Annotated in this window: 15 protein-coding genes; 5 read left to right on the top strand and 10 right to left on the bottom strand. The window is 72.0% G+C overall.

Annotation, left to right across the window (positions count from 1 at the left end):
* Positions 1-2 precede the first annotated feature (2 nt).
* On the bottom strand, positions 3-1430 hold the full coding sequence (gene ahcY / locus ACIBP6_RS34750; RefSeq protein WP_397058055.1) for an adenosylhomocysteinase: 1428 nt from the start codon (positions 1428-1430) through the stop codon (positions 3-5).
* Positions 1431-1532: 102 nt separating this feature from the next.
* Here ahcY and ACIBP6_RS34745 point away from each other — a divergent pair, with 102 nt between their 5' ends.
* Positions 1533-1886, top strand: a complete 354-nt coding sequence (locus tag ACIBP6_RS34745; protein ID WP_132619327.1) for a MerR family transcriptional regulator — start codon at positions 1533-1535, stop codon at positions 1884-1886.
* Here the strand turns inward: ACIBP6_RS34745 and ACIBP6_RS34740 are convergent.
* From ACIBP6_RS34740 to ACIBP6_RS34720, 5 genes are read right to left on the bottom strand one after another with little or no spacing between them, the layout of a single operon-like run.
* Entirely contained in the window at positions 1883-2809 is a 927-nt protein-coding gene (locus ACIBP6_RS34740; RefSeq protein WP_397058054.1) for a cation diffusion facilitator family transporter, read from the bottom strand. The genes ACIBP6_RS34745 and ACIBP6_RS34740 overlap by 4 nt on opposite strands.
* A gap of 48 nt (positions 2810-2857) precedes the next feature.
* Positions 2858-3964 carry an SIS domain-containing protein gene (locus ACIBP6_RS34735; protein ID WP_397058053.1) on the bottom strand — a complete coding sequence of 369 codons (1107 nt, stop codon included), beginning with the start codon at positions 3962-3964 and terminating at the stop codon, positions 2858-2860.
* Complete coding sequence (locus ACIBP6_RS34730) at positions 3961-4128, bottom strand: Trm112 family protein (RefSeq protein ID WP_111181895.1); 168 nt, start codon at positions 4126-4128, stop codon at positions 3961-3963. Before ACIBP6_RS34730 ends, ACIBP6_RS34735 begins: the two co-directional genes overlap by 4 nt.
* The gene (locus ACIBP6_RS34725; protein WP_397058052.1) at positions 4125-5474 is read right to left on the bottom strand and encodes a phosphomannomutase/phosphoglucomutase; all 1350 of its coding nucleotides are present in this window, start codon (positions 5472-5474) and stop codon (positions 4125-4127) included. Before ACIBP6_RS34725 ends, ACIBP6_RS34730 begins: the two co-directional genes overlap by 4 nt.
* A gap of 45 nt (positions 5475-5519) precedes the next feature.
* Positions 5520-5888, bottom strand: coding sequence for a DUF3499 domain-containing protein (locus ACIBP6_RS34720; protein ID WP_090763568.1), 369 nt, complete (start codon positions 5886-5888; stop codon positions 5520-5522).
* A 253-nt stretch (positions 5889-6141) separates the two neighbouring features.
* Between ACIBP6_RS34720 and ACIBP6_RS34715 the strand changes: the two genes are divergently transcribed.
* Positions 6142-6582, top strand: a complete 441-nt coding sequence (locus tag ACIBP6_RS34715; RefSeq protein WP_397058051.1) for a metallopeptidase family protein — start codon at positions 6142-6144, stop codon at positions 6580-6582.
* A 59-nt stretch (positions 6583-6641) separates the two neighbouring features.
* Here ACIBP6_RS34715 and ACIBP6_RS34710 read toward each other — a convergent pair whose 3' ends face one another.
* The 4 genes from ACIBP6_RS34710 to ACIBP6_RS34695 form a co-directional block, all read right to left on the bottom strand.
* On the bottom strand, positions 6642-7946 hold the full coding sequence (locus tag ACIBP6_RS34710) for a DUF5719 family protein (RefSeq protein ID WP_397058050.1): 1305 nt from the start codon (positions 7944-7946) through the stop codon (positions 6642-6644).
* Positions 7943-11263 carry a glycosyltransferase family 2 protein gene (locus tag ACIBP6_RS34705; RefSeq protein WP_397058049.1) on the bottom strand — a complete coding sequence of 1107 codons (3321 nt, stop codon included), beginning with the start codon at positions 11261-11263 and terminating at the stop codon, positions 7943-7945. Before ACIBP6_RS34705 ends, ACIBP6_RS34710 begins: the two co-directional genes overlap by 4 nt.
* 115 nt (positions 11264-11378) lie before the next feature.
* Complete coding sequence (locus ACIBP6_RS34700) at positions 11379-11639, bottom strand: WhiB family transcriptional regulator (protein ID WP_176903063.1); 261 nt, start codon at positions 11637-11639, stop codon at positions 11379-11381.
* Positions 11640-11956: 317 nt separating this feature from the next.
* Complete coding sequence (locus tag ACIBP6_RS34695; RefSeq protein ID WP_397058048.1) at positions 11957-13990, bottom strand: hypothetical protein; 2034 nt, start codon at positions 13988-13990, stop codon at positions 11957-11959.
* A gap of 181 nt (positions 13991-14171) precedes the next feature.
* On the opposite strand from ACIBP6_RS34695, the gene cofD reads away from it, so the two are divergent.
* The 3 genes from cofD to ACIBP6_RS34680 all read left to right on the top strand — a co-directional run bounded on the left by cofD (position 14172) and on the right by ACIBP6_RS34680 (position 17253).
* Positions 14172-15110 carry a 2-phospho-L-lactate transferase gene (gene cofD, locus ACIBP6_RS34690; RefSeq protein ID WP_397058047.1) on the top strand — a complete coding sequence of 313 codons (939 nt, stop codon included), beginning with the start codon at positions 14172-14174 and terminating at the stop codon, positions 15108-15110.
* Positions 15107-16432 (top strand): coenzyme F420-0:L-glutamate ligase, encoded by a 1326-nt coding sequence (locus tag ACIBP6_RS34685; RefSeq protein ID WP_397058046.1) that lies wholly within the window; start codon positions 15107-15109, stop codon positions 16430-16432. The genes cofD and ACIBP6_RS34685 overlap by 4 nt, the downstream gene beginning before the upstream one ends.
* An 80-nt stretch (positions 16433-16512) precedes the next feature.
* Positions 16513-17253, top strand: a complete 741-nt coding sequence (locus ACIBP6_RS34680; protein ID WP_397058045.1) for a lytic polysaccharide monooxygenase — start codon at positions 16513-16515, stop codon at positions 17251-17253.
* Positions 17254-17257: the final 4 nt, after the last annotated feature.

Raw genomic sequence — 17257 nt, 5'->3', positions numbered from 1 at the left:
GATCAGTACCGGTACTGGTCGGACTTGTACGGGCCCTCGACGTGGACGCCGATGTAGGCGGCCTGCTCCTTGGTCAGCTCCGTGAGCTTGACGCCCAGAGCGTCGAGGTGGAGCCGGGCGACCTTCTCGTCGAGGTGCTTCGGCAGCGTGTAGACGCCGAGCGGGTACTCGGAGGTCTTGGTGAACAGCTCGATCTGCGCGATCACCTGGTTGGTGAACGAGTTGGACATCACGAAGCTGGGGTGACCGGTGGCGCAGCCCAGGTTCATCAGGCGGCCCTCGGCGAGCACCAGGATCGAGTGGCCGTCGGCGAAGACCCACTCGTCGACCTGCGGCTTGATGTTGCGCCGCTCGATGCCCGGCAGCTTGGCGAGGCCGGCCATGTCGATCTCGTTGTCGAAGTGGCCGATGTTGGAGACGATCGCCTGGTGCTTCATCCTCGCCATGTGCCCGGCGGTGATGATGTTGAAGTTGCCGGTGGCGGTGACGAAGATGTCGGCGATGCCGACGACCTCGTCGAGCGTGGTCACCTGGAAGCCGTCCATGGCCGCCTGGAGCGCGCAGATCGGGTCGATCTCGGTCACGATGACCCGGGCGCCCTGGCCGCGCAGCGCGTCGGCGCAGCCCTTGCCGACGTCGCCGTAGCCGCAGACCACGGCCACCTTGCCGCCGATCAGGACGTCGGTGGCGCGGTTGAGGCCGTCGATGACGGAGTGGCGGCAGCCGTACTTGTTGTCGAACTTCGACTTGGTGACCGAGTCGTTGACGTTGATCGCCGGGAAGAGGAGCTGGCCGTTCTTGTGCATCTCGTAGAGGCGGTGCACGCCGGTGGTCGTCTCCTCGGTGACGCCCTTGATGCTCTCGGCGATCCTGGTCCACTTCTTGTCGGCGCCGACCGTGCGGGTGAGCAGGTCGATGATGACGTGCCACTCCTCCGGGTCGTCGGCGGTGGCGGGCGGCACGGCGCCGGCCTTCTCGTACTCGGCGCCCTTGTGGACCAGCAGCGTGGCGTCGCCGCCGTCGTCGAGGATCATGTTGGGAGCGTCGCCGTTCGGCCAGGTCAGGGCCTGCTCGGTGCACCACCAGTATTCCTCGAGCGTCTCGCCCTTCCACGCGAACACCGGCACGCCCTTCGGGTCGTCGGGCGTCCCGTCGGGGCCGACGACGACCGCGGCGGCGGCGTGGTCCTGCGTGGAGAAGATGTTGCAGCTCACCCAGCGGACCTCGGCTCCGAGCGCCACCAGCGTCTCGATGAGCACGGCGGTCTGGATGGTCATGTGGAGCGAGCCCATGATCTTCGCGCCGCGGAGGGGCTGAGAGGCCGCGTATTCCTTGCGGACCGCCATGAGGCCGGGCATCTCGTGCTCGGCGAGCCGGATCTCCTTGCGGCCGAAGTCGGCAAGTGAAAGGTCTGCGACCTTGAAGTCCATCGGGTTTCCCCTCGCGTCACTGATGTTGTCTGCGACGAGTGTAGGCGCCGCTCGCGCGGAGTCGCATCTCAAGCAGGCCGAAACTGACGTAAGAATGTAAGGATGCGCATCACGGAAGCGGCGAAACGGCTCGGCATGTCCCCGCGGATGCTCCGATACCGGGAAGCCCTGGGTTTGCTGCCGCCGGTCAGGGAGCAGGGGGCGCACCGGCGCTTCGGCCCCGACGAGCTGGCGGCCGTGGCCCAGGGCGTGGAGCTGGAGAAGCGGTTCGACGTGTCGCCGGCCGAGCTGGCGTTCGCGCTGCGGGTGCTGACCGAGCCGGCGGTGGCGGCGGCCGTACGCGACCTCGGGGTGCGGATCGGCCGCATCCAGGTGCCCCGCAGGGCCCTGGATTTCGAGAAGGAGAAGGCGCTGCGCCTCCTGCGCCCCTCGGACGGCCCCCGCCGCCCCGCCTAGGACGCCGGAGTGCGCGACCTGTCGAGGTCGGGCTCCAGGTAGATCACCCGCGCGATCGGCACGGCCTCACGGATGCGCCGCTCGGCCTCGTCGATGCTGCGCGCCACTTCGGCGGCGGTCTCGTCGTGGGCGACCGCGATCTTGGCGCCCACGAGCAGCTCCTCCGGCCCGAGGTGCAGCGTGCGCATGTGGATGATCCGCTCGACCTCGGGCGCGTTCGCCAGCGCCCCGCGGATCTGCTCCTCCACGTCGGGCGAGGCGCCCTCACCGACGAGCAGCGACTTGGTCTCGATGGCCAGCACGATCGCGATCACGGCCAGCAGCACGCCGATCATCAGGGTGCCGATGCCGTCCCAGACGCCGTCGCCGGTGAGCACCGCCATCGTGACGCCGAACAGCGCGAAGATCAGGCCGAGCAGCGCGCCCAGGTCCTCCAGCAGGATGACCGGCAGCTCGGGCGACTTGGAGCGGCGGATGAAGGCCCACCACGACTGCTGCCCCCGGACGGCGTTCGACTCCCTGATCGCCGTACGGAACGAGAACGCCTCGGCGATGATCGCGAAGATCAGCACGCTGAACGCCCAGATCGGCGCCTCCACCGGGTGGGGGTCGGAGAGCTTGTGCACGCCCTCGTAGATGGAGAACGCGGCACCGATCGTGAAGAGCACCACCGCCACCACGAAGGCGTAGAAGTAGCGCTCGCGCCCGTAGCCGAACGGGTGCTCCCGGGTGCTCGCCCGGGCCGCCCGCTTGCCGCCGACCAGCAGCAGGATCTGGTTGCCCGAGTCGGCGACCGAGTGGATGCCCTCCGCCAGCATCGAGGAGGACCCGGTGAAGAACGCCGCCACGAACTTGGCCACCGCAATGGCCAGGTTCGCGGTCAGGGCCGCAATGATTGCCTTGGTACCGCCGCTCGCGCTCACCGATCTACTCCACTCAACATGATCACGATAAAGGCCTGATAAGCGATACTATGGGGAAGTTCGGGCCTTCATCTCCGTGATCGCTGACACAGCCGTCGGGTCTGTCCCATATCCCAGCGCGAGATACGTGCTCGCGTAGTCGCCCAGCATGATGAGCGAGGCCATCCGCTCCAGCGGGTGCTCGCCCTCGGCCGCGAGCTCAGTGACCGGGATGTCGCGATCGCCCGCCAGCCTCAGCGCCGCCTTGCGCTGCCGCGTGACTTGCGGGTGCTCCTCGACGTCGCGCATGACGACCAGCCTGAGCGTACGCCCGGCGGCGTCGGCGAAGATGTCGCGCTCGGCCAGCGGCCCGTCGAAGGCCGCGACCTGGTGGTGCGCGGCCTCGGGCAGCTCACCGTGGACGGCGGGGTATTTGGCGTTCGCGGCGAGCTGACACACCAGCCGGTAGGCCGCGACCGATGTCGGCGCCGACGCCCCCCACACCATCGGCACGCTCTCGGCGAGGTCCATCGCCAGCGACTTGCCCGGGTTGATGAACGAGTCGCTGGACGGACGGCAGCGGTTCGCCAGGTCCTCCAGCGACTTGGCCACCCGCTCGAACAGGCCGGCGTCGGCCGGCACCAGCCGCAGCGCCGCCGCCGCCTCGATCACCGGCACGGCCAGCAGCCACAGGCCGGCCCGCGACTGCCCGGTCACCGGCACCGGCACGTAGCCGGCCGACGCCTGCGTGGCGATCGCGTGCAGCGGGGAACCGGCCGGGCCCACGCCGAGCAGCGTGCAGCCCCTGCGGACGGCCTGCGTGGCGACGGCCAGCGTCTCCTCGGTGCGACCGGAGCCGGAGACGGCGACCACCAGGTCGGTGGCGCCCACCCAGCCGGGCAGCTGGTAGGAGCGCAAGGTCACGATCGGCAGCGGCGCGCCGTTGCCGGCGACCGCGGCGAGCATGTCGCCGACGATGCCCGAGGCGCCCATGCCCGCCACCACGATGGCGCGCGGGCGGCCATGGCCGGCCAGCCGGTCGAGGCCGGCCTCGACGGCGGCGCGGTGGCCGGTGCGTACGTGGGCCGCCGAGGCGGCGACCGCGGGCAGCATGCCCTCGGGGTCGGCCTCGCTGAGATGACGCTGGTCGTCGAGCCTCTCCGGCTCCCAGGTCACGGCTTCCTGGCCTCGTCGACGAGCAGGACGGGGATGTCGTCTCGGACCGGGTAGACCAGGCCGCAGCCCGTGCAGGCCAGCTCGTCGGCCTCGGCCTCGGCGCGCAGCGGGGCCTTGCAGGCCGGGCAGGCCAGGATCTCCAGCAGCCAGTCGTCGATCTTCACTCTGACACCTTTCCCACGATCGTGAGGACCTCGTCCCTGATCGCCGTCATCTTGGCTTCGTCGGCCGCCTCGGCGTTGAGCCGGAGCAGCGGCTCGGTGTTGGACGGCCGCAGGTTGAACCACCAGCCTTGACCGGTCACGGTGAGCCCGTCCGTCTCGTCGAACTCCCCGCGCGCGGCGAACGCCTCGCGCACCCGGCGCAGCGCCTCGCCCTGGTCGGAGACTGTGCTGTTGACCTCGCCCGAGGCGTGGTAGCGCGAATAGGCCGACACGACCTGTGACAGCGGCCGATCCTGCTCGCCCAGCGCGGCCAGCACGTGCATCGCGGCCAGCATGCCGGAGTCGGCGAACCAGAAATCCCTGAAGTAGTAGTGGGCCGAGTGCTCGCCCCCGAACACCGCGCCCGTGCGCGCCATCTCGGCCTTGATGAACGAATGCCCCACCCGGGTGCGCACGGGGACGCCGCCGTGCTCGCGGACGATCTCGGGCACCCCGAGCGAGGTGATCAGATTGTGGATGATCGTCGCGCCGGGGTATTTGGCCAGCTCACGCGCCGCGACCAGGGCCGTGATCACCGACGGCGAGACCGACGCGCCGCGCTCGTCGATCACCCAGCACCGGTCGGCGTCGCCGTCGAAGGCGAGACCCAGGTCAGCGCCGCTGTCGAGGACGGCGCGCTGCAGGTCGACGAGGTTCTGCGGCTCCAGCGGGTTGGCCTCGTGGTGGGGGAAGCTGCCGTCGAGCTCGAAGTAGAGCGGCACCAGCTCGATCGGCAACCCCTCGAACACGGCCGGCACGGTGTGGCCGCCCATGCCGTTGCCCGCGTCGACGACGACCTTCAGCGGCCGGCCGCCGCTCAGGTCGACCAGGGTGCGCAGGTGGTGGGCGTAGCCGCTGAGCAGGTCTTTCTCGATCAGGGAGCCGCTGGGCGTGGCGGTCACGCCGACCAGCTCGGCCGCGCGGTCGCGGATCTCGGTCAGGCCCGTGTCACCGCCGATCGGCACCGCGCCGGCCCGGCACATCTTCATGCCGTTGTAGCGCGCCGGGTTGTGGCTGGCGGTGAACATGACGCCGGGCAGCCCGAGGCTGCCGCTGGCGTAGTAGAGCAGGTCGGTCGAGCCCAGACCGGCGTGCACGACGTCGGCGCGGCGCGAGCGGGCGCCGCGGATGAACGCGGCGGCCAGCGGCGGCGACGACTCGCGCATGTCGTGTGCGACCACGACCGACCGGGCGCCGGTCACCTCGACGAAGGCCGCCCCCACGGCCTCGGCGGTCGGCTCGTCGAGCTCGTCGGGCACAACCCCGCGAACGTCGTACGCTTTGAAGATCTTGGCGAGGTCGCCCACTCTCCAGCTCCGCCCTTAGGTCGTTCTCCTCCGTGTAAAACGAGCCTACCGGTCGCGGTGCTGCTGGGCCGACCTCAGAACGCGCAGGTGCCCGCGGCGGCCGACCTCGACCCCCTGACCGACCGGCTCCCCGCTGCCGGACGTCGTGGGACGCGCGGCCTCCCTGACCGCGTTGGCCAGTGCCTCGAGATCGTCGGAACTGGGTGAAGCGCCGTCGGTCGGCAGGCGGACCACCTCCCAGCCGCGGGGGGCGGTCAGTCGCTCGGCGTGTTCGGCGCACAGGTCATAACAGTGTGGCTCCGCGTACGTCGCCAGGGGGCCGAGAACAGCGGTCGAGTCGGCGTATACGTACGTGAGCGTGAAGACGGCAGGCTGGCTGCAAGCGGTGCGGGAACAACGGCGGACGGGGCTCACGGAGGGACCGTATCCGGTAAGAGTGCGAGGCGCCACTATCTGAGCGCTCTTAACGAGCGTGTCGCCACAATTCGGACACCTGTCGCAGCCTTTCCACCCACATGCCCCGAAGTCACCGGGCCTCGTGCCGGCCGTCCCACCCCGGGCTTGCCCATCTCACCACCTGCCCAATCACCCGAACCCCACCGATCTTGCCCCAGAACCGCGGCTCCGCTCCCGGTGACGCGGGAGGCGGGCCCGTACACTTGCTGGCGTGACAAACAAGCGCGGTCCCCGACGGCGCGATCGGCACGGTCGCGGCCTGCGCGGCCCGCTCGCTCCCTCCCACGTCCCGGTGGCCAAGTCGCGCAGCGAACGTTTCGACGACCTGGTGCTCGACGCCGTCGACCGGCTCCGGCCGCGGTGGGAGAAACAGCTGTCGGTGGTGGAGTTCGCGGTGGAGGAGGTGCCGCCGCTGAGCGAGCTGGGCGACGGGCCGCAGCTGAGCTCCGACCCGATCCCGTTCGGCCGCGCCGACGCCGCCACCGGCCAGTCGCCGGCGTCGGTGGTGGTCTACCGCCGCCCGCTGGAGGCCAGGGCCCGCGACCGCGAGACGCTGGGCGCCCTCGTCCACGACACGGTGGTGGAGCAGGTCGCCACCCTGCTCGGCCTCTCCCCGGAGACCGTCGACCCGGGTTACGACGACCGCCGCTGAGGCGGCGCCGGACTCCACGCTCCCCGACGGCAACGCGCTGGAGGCCGTCGGGTGACGCCTCAGGGCGCGACGACCCTGGGGGTGTCGGTGAGGGGCGGCAGCAGGGTCCACGAACGCGCCGGCGCGAGCGGCTGGACGGTGAGCAGCACGGCGTTCCCCGCGCGTTCCTCCACCACGCGGGCGCCGTAGACCTCGCCGGCCACGGGAGTGACGGACACCGCGAAGTCGCCCTTCGCCGCCAGCTTGACGTTCTTGGTGCGCCCGGCGGGGATGTCCACCTCGAACGGCTCCGCCGCCTCGCCCCCCGCCGGCAGCACCTGCACCCGCACCTTGCCCGGCTTGCCGAGCGCCGTCAGCACGAGCCGGGAGCCGGCGCCGTTGCGGGCCACCGCGCTGCCCAGCTCCAGGGACGGGGTGCCGGCCGTGAAGGCGACGTCCCCCGGCTGGCCCGTGCTGGTGACGACCAGGCCGGCCACGACGGGCGTCGGCGACGAGAGCACCAGCGCGGCGGACGAGCCGGCCAGCGTGGTGGTGACGTCGAGGGCGACGACGCTGCCCGCCGGCACGGACACCGTCTCGCGGCCGCGCATCGCGTACTCGGCGTCCTCGCTGACGGCCGTGAGCCGCACGAGGGCGTCCGTCTCGCCGGGCGCCGCCACCAGCAGCCTGCGCTGACCGCCGCCCCCGGGGATGCCGGGGACGACCACGCGGGTGGCCGGGGGCCCGGCCGACGGCAGCCAGTCCACTCCCCCGGTCTCCATCGTGGTCCTGGCGAAGGCGGCGACGCGGCCGAAGATCGTGGTGACGCTGACGGCCATGATGTCGGCCGACGGGGCCAGCGTCCGCAGGTCGATCTCGCGGTGCTGGCCGGGGGCGATCTCCAGGCCGACGCCCTTGTCGCCCGAGACCGGGCCCTCGGCCGCGTACACCTGCACGTCGGCCAGCGCCGGCGCCTTGTCGGCGTTGACCAGGTGCAGGCGCACGTCTGCGTGCACCGGCCCCGGGCCCACGAGCCAGGTCTCTGGGACCGGCTCCGTGCAGCGGACCCCGGCCAGGCCGCGGGACTCCCCTGCCGTGGCGCGGACGAGGTAACCGGCCTCCAGGCCGCCGGGGCCCTTGGTGACGTACGGGTCGCCGTTCTCCAGGGTCTCGGCGTTCAGGGTGCCGGGCAGGTAGACGTTGACCTGCTGGCCCTTCGCCCCTGGGCAGACCGCGGTGACCGACTCGACGGCGACCCGCTTCGGGGTCTGCGCGGGCGGGGACGGCGGCGTGGGGCGGGTGACGAGCGCGACGCCGTACAGGGCGAGCAGGGACACCACGACGAGCACGAGCAGGCCGAACCTGTGCTCCACGAACCTGCTCATCGCGCCACCGCCACGGCCGGCTCGGTGCCCTCGGCCTGGCGCCGGCCCGGCGAGGCCAGGATCACGATCACGATCACGAGCGCGCCCTGCACCCACAACCACGGCGTGTGCAGCACGCTCGCCGGCTGGGCGGGCACGCGGGTGACCGGTTCGGTCAGCAGCCACAGGCCGCCCGCGTCCGACAGGCTGAGGCGCTGCAACGACGGCTGCGAGTCGAGCGTCCTAGCCAGGGCCGGTGAGATGGGCGGAGCGACGGCGACCATCGCGATGCCGTTGCTCGCCAGCGTGGCCGCGTCGCCGCCGCGCCCGCCGACCAGGCCCTGCACCGCCGCCTCCACCCGGGAGCGGGCCTCTGAGGCCACGGGCAGCTCCGCTTCGCCGATCACCGGTGTACGCCCGTGCAGGATGGTGAAGGACGAGCCCTCGATCACGAGAGTGCGTTCTCCGTTCGTGGTCCTGGCCGCTGCCAGGGCGGGCAGCACGTCGGGGGCGTCGCCGACGAGCGGCCCCCGCACGCCGGTGGCCATCCAGTGGCCGGCGGCCAGCAGCGGCGTGCTGAACGCCACCGCCACCACCGCCGTCGCCCCCACCCGGCGCAGGCCGCCCCCGGCGCGGATCTCGCTCAGCCGGTGGGCGGTCAGGCCCACGAGGACCACCAGCCCCGCGCCCGCGAACGCCAGCGGCACTCCCGGCCAGACCCGCACGCCGTCGACGGCGACCCGGCTGACCAGGATGGCCGCGCCGACGCCGTAGAGCGCGACGCCCCAGCCGATGGCGACGATCACGCGCTGGCGGCGCATGGACAGCGCGGCCAGCGCCGCCGCCACCAGCCCGGCCGTCACCCAGAACGGCGGCAGGCCGGGCCCTCCGGGGCTGAGCGCCAGCAGCGATTCGGGGCCGAGTGACGGGTCCACCAGGGCCGGATCGTGCAGGCCGGCCTCCAGGAGGAACCTGCCCGGGTCCGTGACCAGGCTCGCCAGCCAGGGCATGAGCAGCACGAGCGGCACGGCGAGCGCGATGCCCATCGAGGCCGCCACCCCGTCACTGACGTCCGCCCCGCTCTGGGCGTTGCCGCCGGTGCTGGCATCCCCGTTGCTGCGGGAATGACCACCGTGCTGCGGGTCCTCCGCGTTCCGGGCGTCGGTGCCTTTCCGGCCACGACGCCCGCCGCGGCCGGTTTCCCGCTCCTGGGCTCCGTTCGCCGCGGCCTCGTGTCCGGGTGCCCGCCGTCTGCCGGCGCGGCGGCCGCGGGGTCCCTGCCCGGCATCCGCTCGCTCAGCGGGGCCGTCCGACCCCGGGCGAAGCGCCACGGCACTGACCACATCCCGACCCGCCGGTCCCTCGCCGAGAGCGACCGCACCCCTGCCGGCCGCTGGTTCGAAGAAACCGGCGGCCCCCTGGCCGGAGGCGACCCCGGCGGTGGCCTGGACGGCCGTTCCTGGGCTGAAGAGACCGGCGGCGGCCTGGTCGGCGGTTCCCGGGTCGCCTGCGCCGGCGGCGCCTTGACCCTCGCCGAAGAGGTCCTGGCCGAGCTCCCCGGCCGTCTCCTGCCCGGACGCGACGGCGCGCCGGGAACGGACGTGGTGGACGCCGACCGCGCCCAGGATGCCGACGATCGCGAAGAGCGGGTAGACCAGCGGCACGAACGCCGTACCGACGGTCAGAAGCAGACCGAGACCCCAGGCGGCGCGGCGGGCGCGGCGGGGTTCGGCGCGCAGCATGGTGGTGAGGAGCCAGGCGTAGACGGGGACCAGCACGAACGCCACCGCCGTCCCCAGCCGTCCCGCCGCGATGGCGCCCGTCGCGACGGGCAGCAGCGCGTACGTCCCCGCCGCCCACGCCCGTGCCGGCACCGCCGGGATGACGTGCCGGGTGGCCAGGTACGCCGTTGCCCCCGCCAGCGGCACCGAGCCGAGCAGCAGCACCGACACCGCCACCCACGTCTTGCCGAACGCCAGCGTGGACAGGGCGGCCAGCACGGCCACGTACGGCGGCGCGGGAGCGGTGGAGCCGAGCCCGACGTCGTGGAAGCCCTCGGTGTAGAACGCCCACAGGTCGGACGCGCCTCCGGTCACCGGGACGAGCGCGCCTCCGCCGAGCCGTTCCCCGGCGAGCAGCGACCGTTCGGCCACCAGCGCGACCACGGTGAGCGCGAACATGAGGATGACGCCGGGCCGCCCGGCGAAGCGCTTGACCGACCCGGTGTCCGGCGGCGGGGCGATCTCCTGCTCGTCACCCGTGGCCGCGTGGTGGTGCCGGCCGGCCGAGTCGAGCGGGGCCTCCCCGGCGAGGAAGCTCTGCACCATGTCGGTGAGCCGCCGGTACGCCGCCCACCGAGGGGTCATCAACCGCTTTATGCGGATATATCCCTTCTTGCGGCCATGACGGCGAGCCTTCCGCGCCCGTCTCAGCCGCCCCGGGTGCGCCAGGACCGACCCCATGGCCACCACCTCGTCCAGCGCGTTCGCCGGCTGCTTGCTCACGATGAACAGCAGCGTGCGCACGGCCGCGCCGACGACGTTCCGCAGCAGCGCCCAGAGCAGCGCGCCGAACGGCAGGTTCGCCATGATCGCGAAAAGCGCGTTGCGCCGGTCGAGGCGGCGCGGGTGGTCGCCGCTGACCGCGATGCGCCGCCGCCTGCGGGCCGCCGCCTCGGCGTGCCAGGCCACGGCGGAGGTCACGTTCAGGACCTTGTGACCGGCGTTGCGCACCCGCCAGCACAGGTCGAGGTCGTCGCGGAACAGCGCGAAGTACGGATCGAGGCCGCCGACCTTCTCCCACACGTCGCGCCGGATGAGCATGCCGGCCGTCGACACCGACAGCACGTCGCGCACCCCGTCGTGCTGCCCCTGGTCGTACTCGCCCGGTTCCAGCCCGGTGTCCCTGCGCCCGGTGCGGCCCACGGTCACGCCGATCTCCAGCAGCCGCCGCCGGTCGATCCAGTCGCGCAGCTTGGGCCCGAGCACGGCCGCCTTGGGATCGTGCTCGGCCGCGGCGAGCAGTGCCTCCAGCGCATGCCGATCGGGCGCGCAGTCGTCGTGGAGCAGCCAGATCCACTCGTCCGGGCCGGCGGGCGGCAGCTTCGCGAGCGCCGCGGCGACGGATTCGCCGAAGCCGGAGGAACGGTGCAGGGAGACCAGGTTGCCGGTGCCGAGCGTCTGGGCCAGCAGGTCGGCCGAGGCGTCCCTGCTGCCGTTGTCGACGCCGGCCACGCGGTCCGGCCTGCGGCTCTGGCTGACCAGAGCGCGCAGCGTCTCCCCGAGCCAGCGCGCGCCGTCATGGGCGACGACGATCGCGGTGACGAAGGGACGTGACATCGGTGGGCGACTCCTGAGGGGGAAGATCAGGCGCGCCCACCATACCGGTGAAAGTGTGTCAGGAGATGCGAAAAGGGTCACACGGCTACCCGCGTGACCCTTTCCCCCCTTATACCTATACGGCCTGGCGCTTGATCCGTCTGCGCTCCCGCTCGGACAGCCCACCCCAGATGCCGAAGCGCTCGTCGTGCTCGAGTGCGTATTCCAAGCACTCCGCACGAACCTCGCACGATCGGCACACCTTCTTGGCCTCTCGGGTGGAGCCGCCCTTCTCCGGGAAGAACGCCTCCGGATCAGTCTGCGCGCACAACGCGCGCTCCTGCCAGCCGAGTTCTTCAGCGTCAAGCTGTTCCTGTGCGATGACCGGATCGGTCACTGCACACCTCCCTGCCGCCCGCCCGCAATGGAGCCCCCCATGGACGCCTTCCTTATTACCCACCCACTGGAAGGCGTAACAACATGGTTGTAATTACACGCGTGTGCTGTACGCGGCGTCAAGCGGCATGCAGGTATCCGGGGAAAGACCAGATCTCGCCCCGGTGTGCTCGGCATGTGATGTTCTCACCGGCCGACACCTCTCGCGCATGGCATCGGCCTGGCTTGTGCAACGCTGTCAGCGGTCGGAACCGTACCAGGGCGGGATAGACGCCCGCCCGTGGCCCACCTTCTCTCTAGCCGTTCATTGCCGGTCCGTTACCTGCGTGGCTCGTTGGGTGTGTATATGGCGGTTGGGTCGATGGGGTCGTCCCCGGGGCGGCGGTGGTCACCGTCGAACGCCGCCGGATCGATCCGCATCGTCGACTCGCCCTGAGTTTCCGGCCAGCCCGGCTGGGCCTGGTGGGCGGGCCGGTACTGGCCCTGCTGGGGCTCGTACCCGCCGCCGTGCTGCGGTGGCTGCTGCTGCGGGTGGCCCAGCGGGTCGTCGTACGGCCGGCCCGTCTGACCCGAGTAGTCGGGCACGTGGAGCTCCGGCCGGGTGCCCCCGGCGTTCGAGTGCTGGTACGACTCCGCCTGCTGGTAGGCGTCGAGCAGCTGCTGCGAGCGCGGGTCGACCGGCGGGTCGGGCTCCTGGTACCCGGCCGAGGCGGCGTACTCCTGGCCCGAGTAGCCGGTGAACGGCTGGCTGCCCTGCTGGTCGAAGGCGTTCTGCCCGTACTGCTGCTGCCCGTACTGCTGCTGGCCGTAGGAGGGCTGCTCGGCCGACGGGTACGGCATGCTCGGGGCCGTCTCGCCCCCCGGGTACGCCGGCTCGCCGGGGGCGGCGAAGGCGTTGGGCAGGGTCTCGCCCGGGGGCACGTACGCACCGGGCTGGTCGGCGGGCGGGGCGTACGGGTTCTGACCGTAGGCGTCCGGCTGGCTGTCGGCCGGGACGTACGGCGCGGGGGTGTACTCGCCGACGAGCGAACCCGGCGCCGAAGGGGCGGTGTCGGCGGGGGCGTAGGACTGCTGGCCGAAGTAGCCCTGGTCCTGCTGCTCCGGCTGGCGCTGGTCCGAGGGGGCGGCGGGCAGCGCGCCCCTGATCGGCTGGTACGGCGCCGGCTGCGAAGGCTGGGGGCTCTGGGGCTCGGGCTGCTGCGGAGCGTAGGCGGCCTGGTCGGGCTGACCGCCGAAGCTCGGCGGCTGCTGACCGTAACCCTGCTGCCCGTAGTCCTGCTGACCGTAACCGGGCTGCTGGCCGTAACCGGGCTGCTGACCCGACGGAGGCTGCTGACCGTAACCGGGCTGCTGACCGTAACCGGGCTGCTGGGCGGACGGGGGCTGCTGCCCGTAACCCTGGCCCGACGCGGGCTGCTGACCGTAGCCCGGCTCCTGGCCCGAGGGAGGCTGCTGCCCATAGCCGGGCTCCTGACCCGACGGAGGCTGCTGACCGTAACCAGGCTGCCCGTAACCGGGCTGCTGACCCGACGGAGGCTGCTGACCGTAGCCGGGCTGCTGACCCGACGGAGGCTGCTGACCGTAACCAGGCTGCCCGTAGGCAGGCTCCTGACCCGACGGAGGCTGCTGACCGTAACCAGGCTGGCCGTAACCCGGCTGCTGGCCGGACGGGGGCTGCTGGCCGTGGTCGACGCCCGGGGCGGAGGGCTGGTTCGGCATGGAGTGCTGGCCGTAGGCGCCGGGGGGCTGCTCCTGCTGGCCGTGCGCGGCGGGCTGCTCCTGGGGGCCGCCGTAGCCGGGCTGCTGACCGTAACCCTGCTGGGCCTGCTCCCCGTACGGCTGCTGCTGCCCGCCGAAGAAGCCGGGCTGCTGGCCGAACTGGCCTTGGTAGACCTGCGCGGCCGGTCGCTCGGGCATGACCTGCGGGAGCAGGTAGACCAGGGCGACGGCGGTGAGCGCGAGCGTGGGCAGGCCGAGGAAGAAGTGCTCGATCGTCGCCCGGGCCCCGGCTCCTGCGGCCAGGCCGGCCAGGAGCGCGATCAGGCCGAAGACCGTGGCGATCGCCAGCCCGGCCGCCGCGCCGTACGCGAGCGGCTTGGCCTTGGACGACGGCCGGCCGACCTTGGTGGCCAGCAGCACCGCGCCCAGCAGCAGCGCCGTCACGATTGGGCTCGTCAGGCTCGAGAAGTACGTCATCGAGCGTTCCGCGAAGGACGACGAGCCTGCGAACGGCGACGAGCCGGACGAGCCGATGACGATGTGTCCGACCGCCAGCACCACGTTCATCAACCCGGTGACGAGCATGATCCAGGCAGCCGGCTCCTTCAGCCGGGCGACGTCAAGTTTGTTCACAAGAACCCCCATCGGACCCTTTGGTCCGAAGGGAGTTTGCCACAACACTGACTCGCCCGGCGGAAGTCCCAGAAACCTCGTGCGCACCAAATCGCCACATACTGGGACTTCTTCGCCGACAAATGCGGCGAAAACCACTCCCAGATCTGGGGTGTCAGCGCCCGGTGAAAGACTGGGCCGCATGCACATCGTGTCACTCGCCGGCGGTATCGGCGGCGCCCGGTTCCTTCGCGGCCTGCGCGCCACCGCGCCGGACTCCTCCATCACCGTCATCGGCAACACGGGTGACGACATCACCCTGTTCGGCCTGCGGATCTGCCCCGACCTCGACACCGTGATGTACACCCTGGGCCACGGCATCGACGAGCAGCAGGGCTGGGGCCGGGCCAAGGAGACCCACGTGGTCAAGGAGGAGCTGGCCGCGTACGGCGTCGAGCCGCAGTGGTTCGGGCTCGGCGACCGCGACCTCGCCACCCACATCGTGCGCTCGCAGATGCTGGAGGCCGGCTTCCCGCTCTCGCAGATCACGCAGGCGCTGTGCACCCGCTGGCAGCCCGGCGTGCAGCTGCTGCCGATGACCGACGACCGCTGCGAGACCCACGTCGTGATCGACGACGAGCACGGCCGGCGGGGCGTGCACTTCCAGGAGTGGTGGATCCGGCTGCGCGCCTCCGTCCCGGCGCGGTCGTTCGCGCTGGTGGGGGTCGACACCGCCAAGCCCGCGCCCGGCGTGCTGGAGGCGATCGAGCGGGCCGACGTGGTGATCCTGCCGCCGTCCAACCCGGTGGTGAGCATCGGTACGATCCTGCAGATCCCCGGCATCCGTGCGGCCCTGTTGCCCAAGACCGTGGTGGGCGTCTCCCCCATCATCGGCGGCGCGCCCGTGCGCGGCATGGCCGACGCGTGCCTCACGGCCATCGGCGTGGAGACCACCGCGCAGGCCGTCCTGGAGCTGTACGGCTCGGAGCTGATCGACGGCTGGCTGGTCGCCGAGGAGGACTCTGCCGTCGCGCTCGACGGCGTCCGGGTGGTGGCGCGCCCGATCCTCATGCACGACGCCGAGGCCGCCGCCGACATCGCCCGCACCGCCCTCGACCTCGCCCTGGAGCTCGCCCGATGACCGCAGAAGACCACCGCCCGACCCCCGCGGGAGCCGATGCGACGACCACGCCGGCAGCCGCCCGGGTCGAGGTGATCGCCGTGACCGGCATCGGCGAGGTGCGGCCCGGCGACGACGTGGCGGCGCTGCTGAGCCACGCCGGCCTGCGCGACGGCGACATCGTCGTCGTCACTTCCAAGATCGTCAGCAAGGCCGAGGGCCGGGTGCGCCACGCGCCCGACCGCACCCTCGCCATCGAGGAGGAGACCGAGCGCGTGGTCGCCAGGCGCGGCGACACCGTCATCTCCCAGACCCGCCACGGCTTCGTCATGGCCGCCGCCGGGGTCGACGCCTCCAACACCGCGCCCGGCACCGTTCTCCTCCTGCCCGAAGACCCCGACGCCTCGGCGCGGCGGATCAGGGCGGGGCTGGGCGGGCGCGTGGGCGTGATCCTCTCCGACACGTTCGGGCGGCCGTGGCGCAACGGCCTCACCGACGTGGCCATCGGCGCGGCCGGGGTGCGCCCGCTCGACGACTTCCGCGGCACGTCCGACACGTACGGCAACCCGCTGAGCGCCACGGTGACGGCGCTGGCCGACGAGATCGCGAGCGCGGCCGAGCTGGTCAAGGGCAAGCTCGCCGGGGTTCCTGTGGCGATCGTGCGCGGCCTCGCCCACCTGGTGACCGACGACGACGGGCCCGGGGTCAGGCCGCTGGTGCGCCCTGCCGACGAAGACCTGTTCCGCTACGGCTCGCGTGACGTCGTCTTCGCCCGCCGGACGATCAGGGAGTTCTCCGACCGGCCGGTCGATCCGCAGGCGGTGCGCCGGGCGGTGGCGGCGGGCATCGCGGCGCCCGCGCCGCACCACACGACGCCGTGGCGGTTCGTGCTGCTGGAGTCGGCCGCGACCCGCACGAAGCTGCTCGACGCGATGCGCGAGGCGTGGATCACCGACCTGCGCGGCGACGGGTTCTCCGAGGAGTCGATCGCCAAGCGGGTCAGGCGCGGCGACGTGCTGCGCAACGCCCCCTACCTGGTCGTGCCGTGCCTGGTCATGGAGGGCTCCCACACCTACCGCGACGACCGGCGCAACGCCTCGGAGCGGGAGATGTTCGTGGTGGCCACCGGCGCGGGCGTCCAGAACTTCCTCGTCCAGCTCGCGGTCGAGGGGCTCGGGTCGGCGTGGGTGTCGTCCACGATGTTCTGCCGCCCGGTCGTCCGTCAGGTGCTCGACCTGCCCGAGACGTGGGACCCGATGGGCTGCGTGGCCGTGGGGCACGCCGCCGCGCCGCCACGCGATCGGGCGCCCCGCGACGCGGCCGACTTCATCGTCACGCGCTGACGCGCAGTCAGATGGGCATTTACCGTTAGGAAACTTTCCTTTACATTTGGGGCATCCCCCCATGTGAAGGAGCCGCTTCAATGAGAAGGACTCTGACGTTGGCCGCCGTGGCGGTGATCGCGTTCGCCACCACGGTGTTCAACACGACGCCGGCGTTCGCCCACGGCTACGTCAACGCGCCCGCGAGCCGGCAGGCCAACTGCGCGGCGGGCAAGGTGCCCGACTGCGGCAACATCGTCTACGAGCCGCAGAGCGTCGAAGGGCCCAAGGGGCTGCGCAACTGCCACGCCAACATCCCGCAGTTCGCCCAGCTCAGCGACGAGAGCAAGCCGTGGCCGGCCGCGTCGGTGGGCAACCGGGTGACCTTCACCTGGACGTTCACCGCCCGGCACGCGACGCTCAACTACGAGTACTACATCGGCAACACGCGGGTGGCCGTCTTCAACGGCAACGGCCAGCAGCCGCCGCAGACGGTCTCCCACACGGTCGACCTCTCCGGCTACTCGGGCCGGCAGAAGGTGCTCGCGATCTGGAACATCTCCGACACCGCCAACGCCTTCTACTCCTGCATCGACCTGCAGGTCGGTGGCAGCGGCAACCCGAACCCGACCCCCACGCCCACCCCGACCCCCACGCCGACGCCCACCCCGACCCCGACGCCCACCCCGACCACCCCGTCGGGCACGTGGCGGACCGGCACGGCGTACGCGGCGGGCAGCACGGTCACCTACAACGGCGTGACCTACCGCTGCCTCCAGGCCCACACCGCCCTCGCCGGGTGGGAGCCGCCGAACGTCCCGGCGCTCTGGCAGCGCGCCTGACCTG

This window comes from Nonomuraea terrae, from assembly GCF_044465245.1.
GTDB lineage: Bacteria > Actinomycetota > Actinomycetes > Streptosporangiales > Streptosporangiaceae > Nonomuraea > Nonomuraea terrae.
This window is presented reverse-complemented; position numbering and strand designations above follow the sequence as displayed.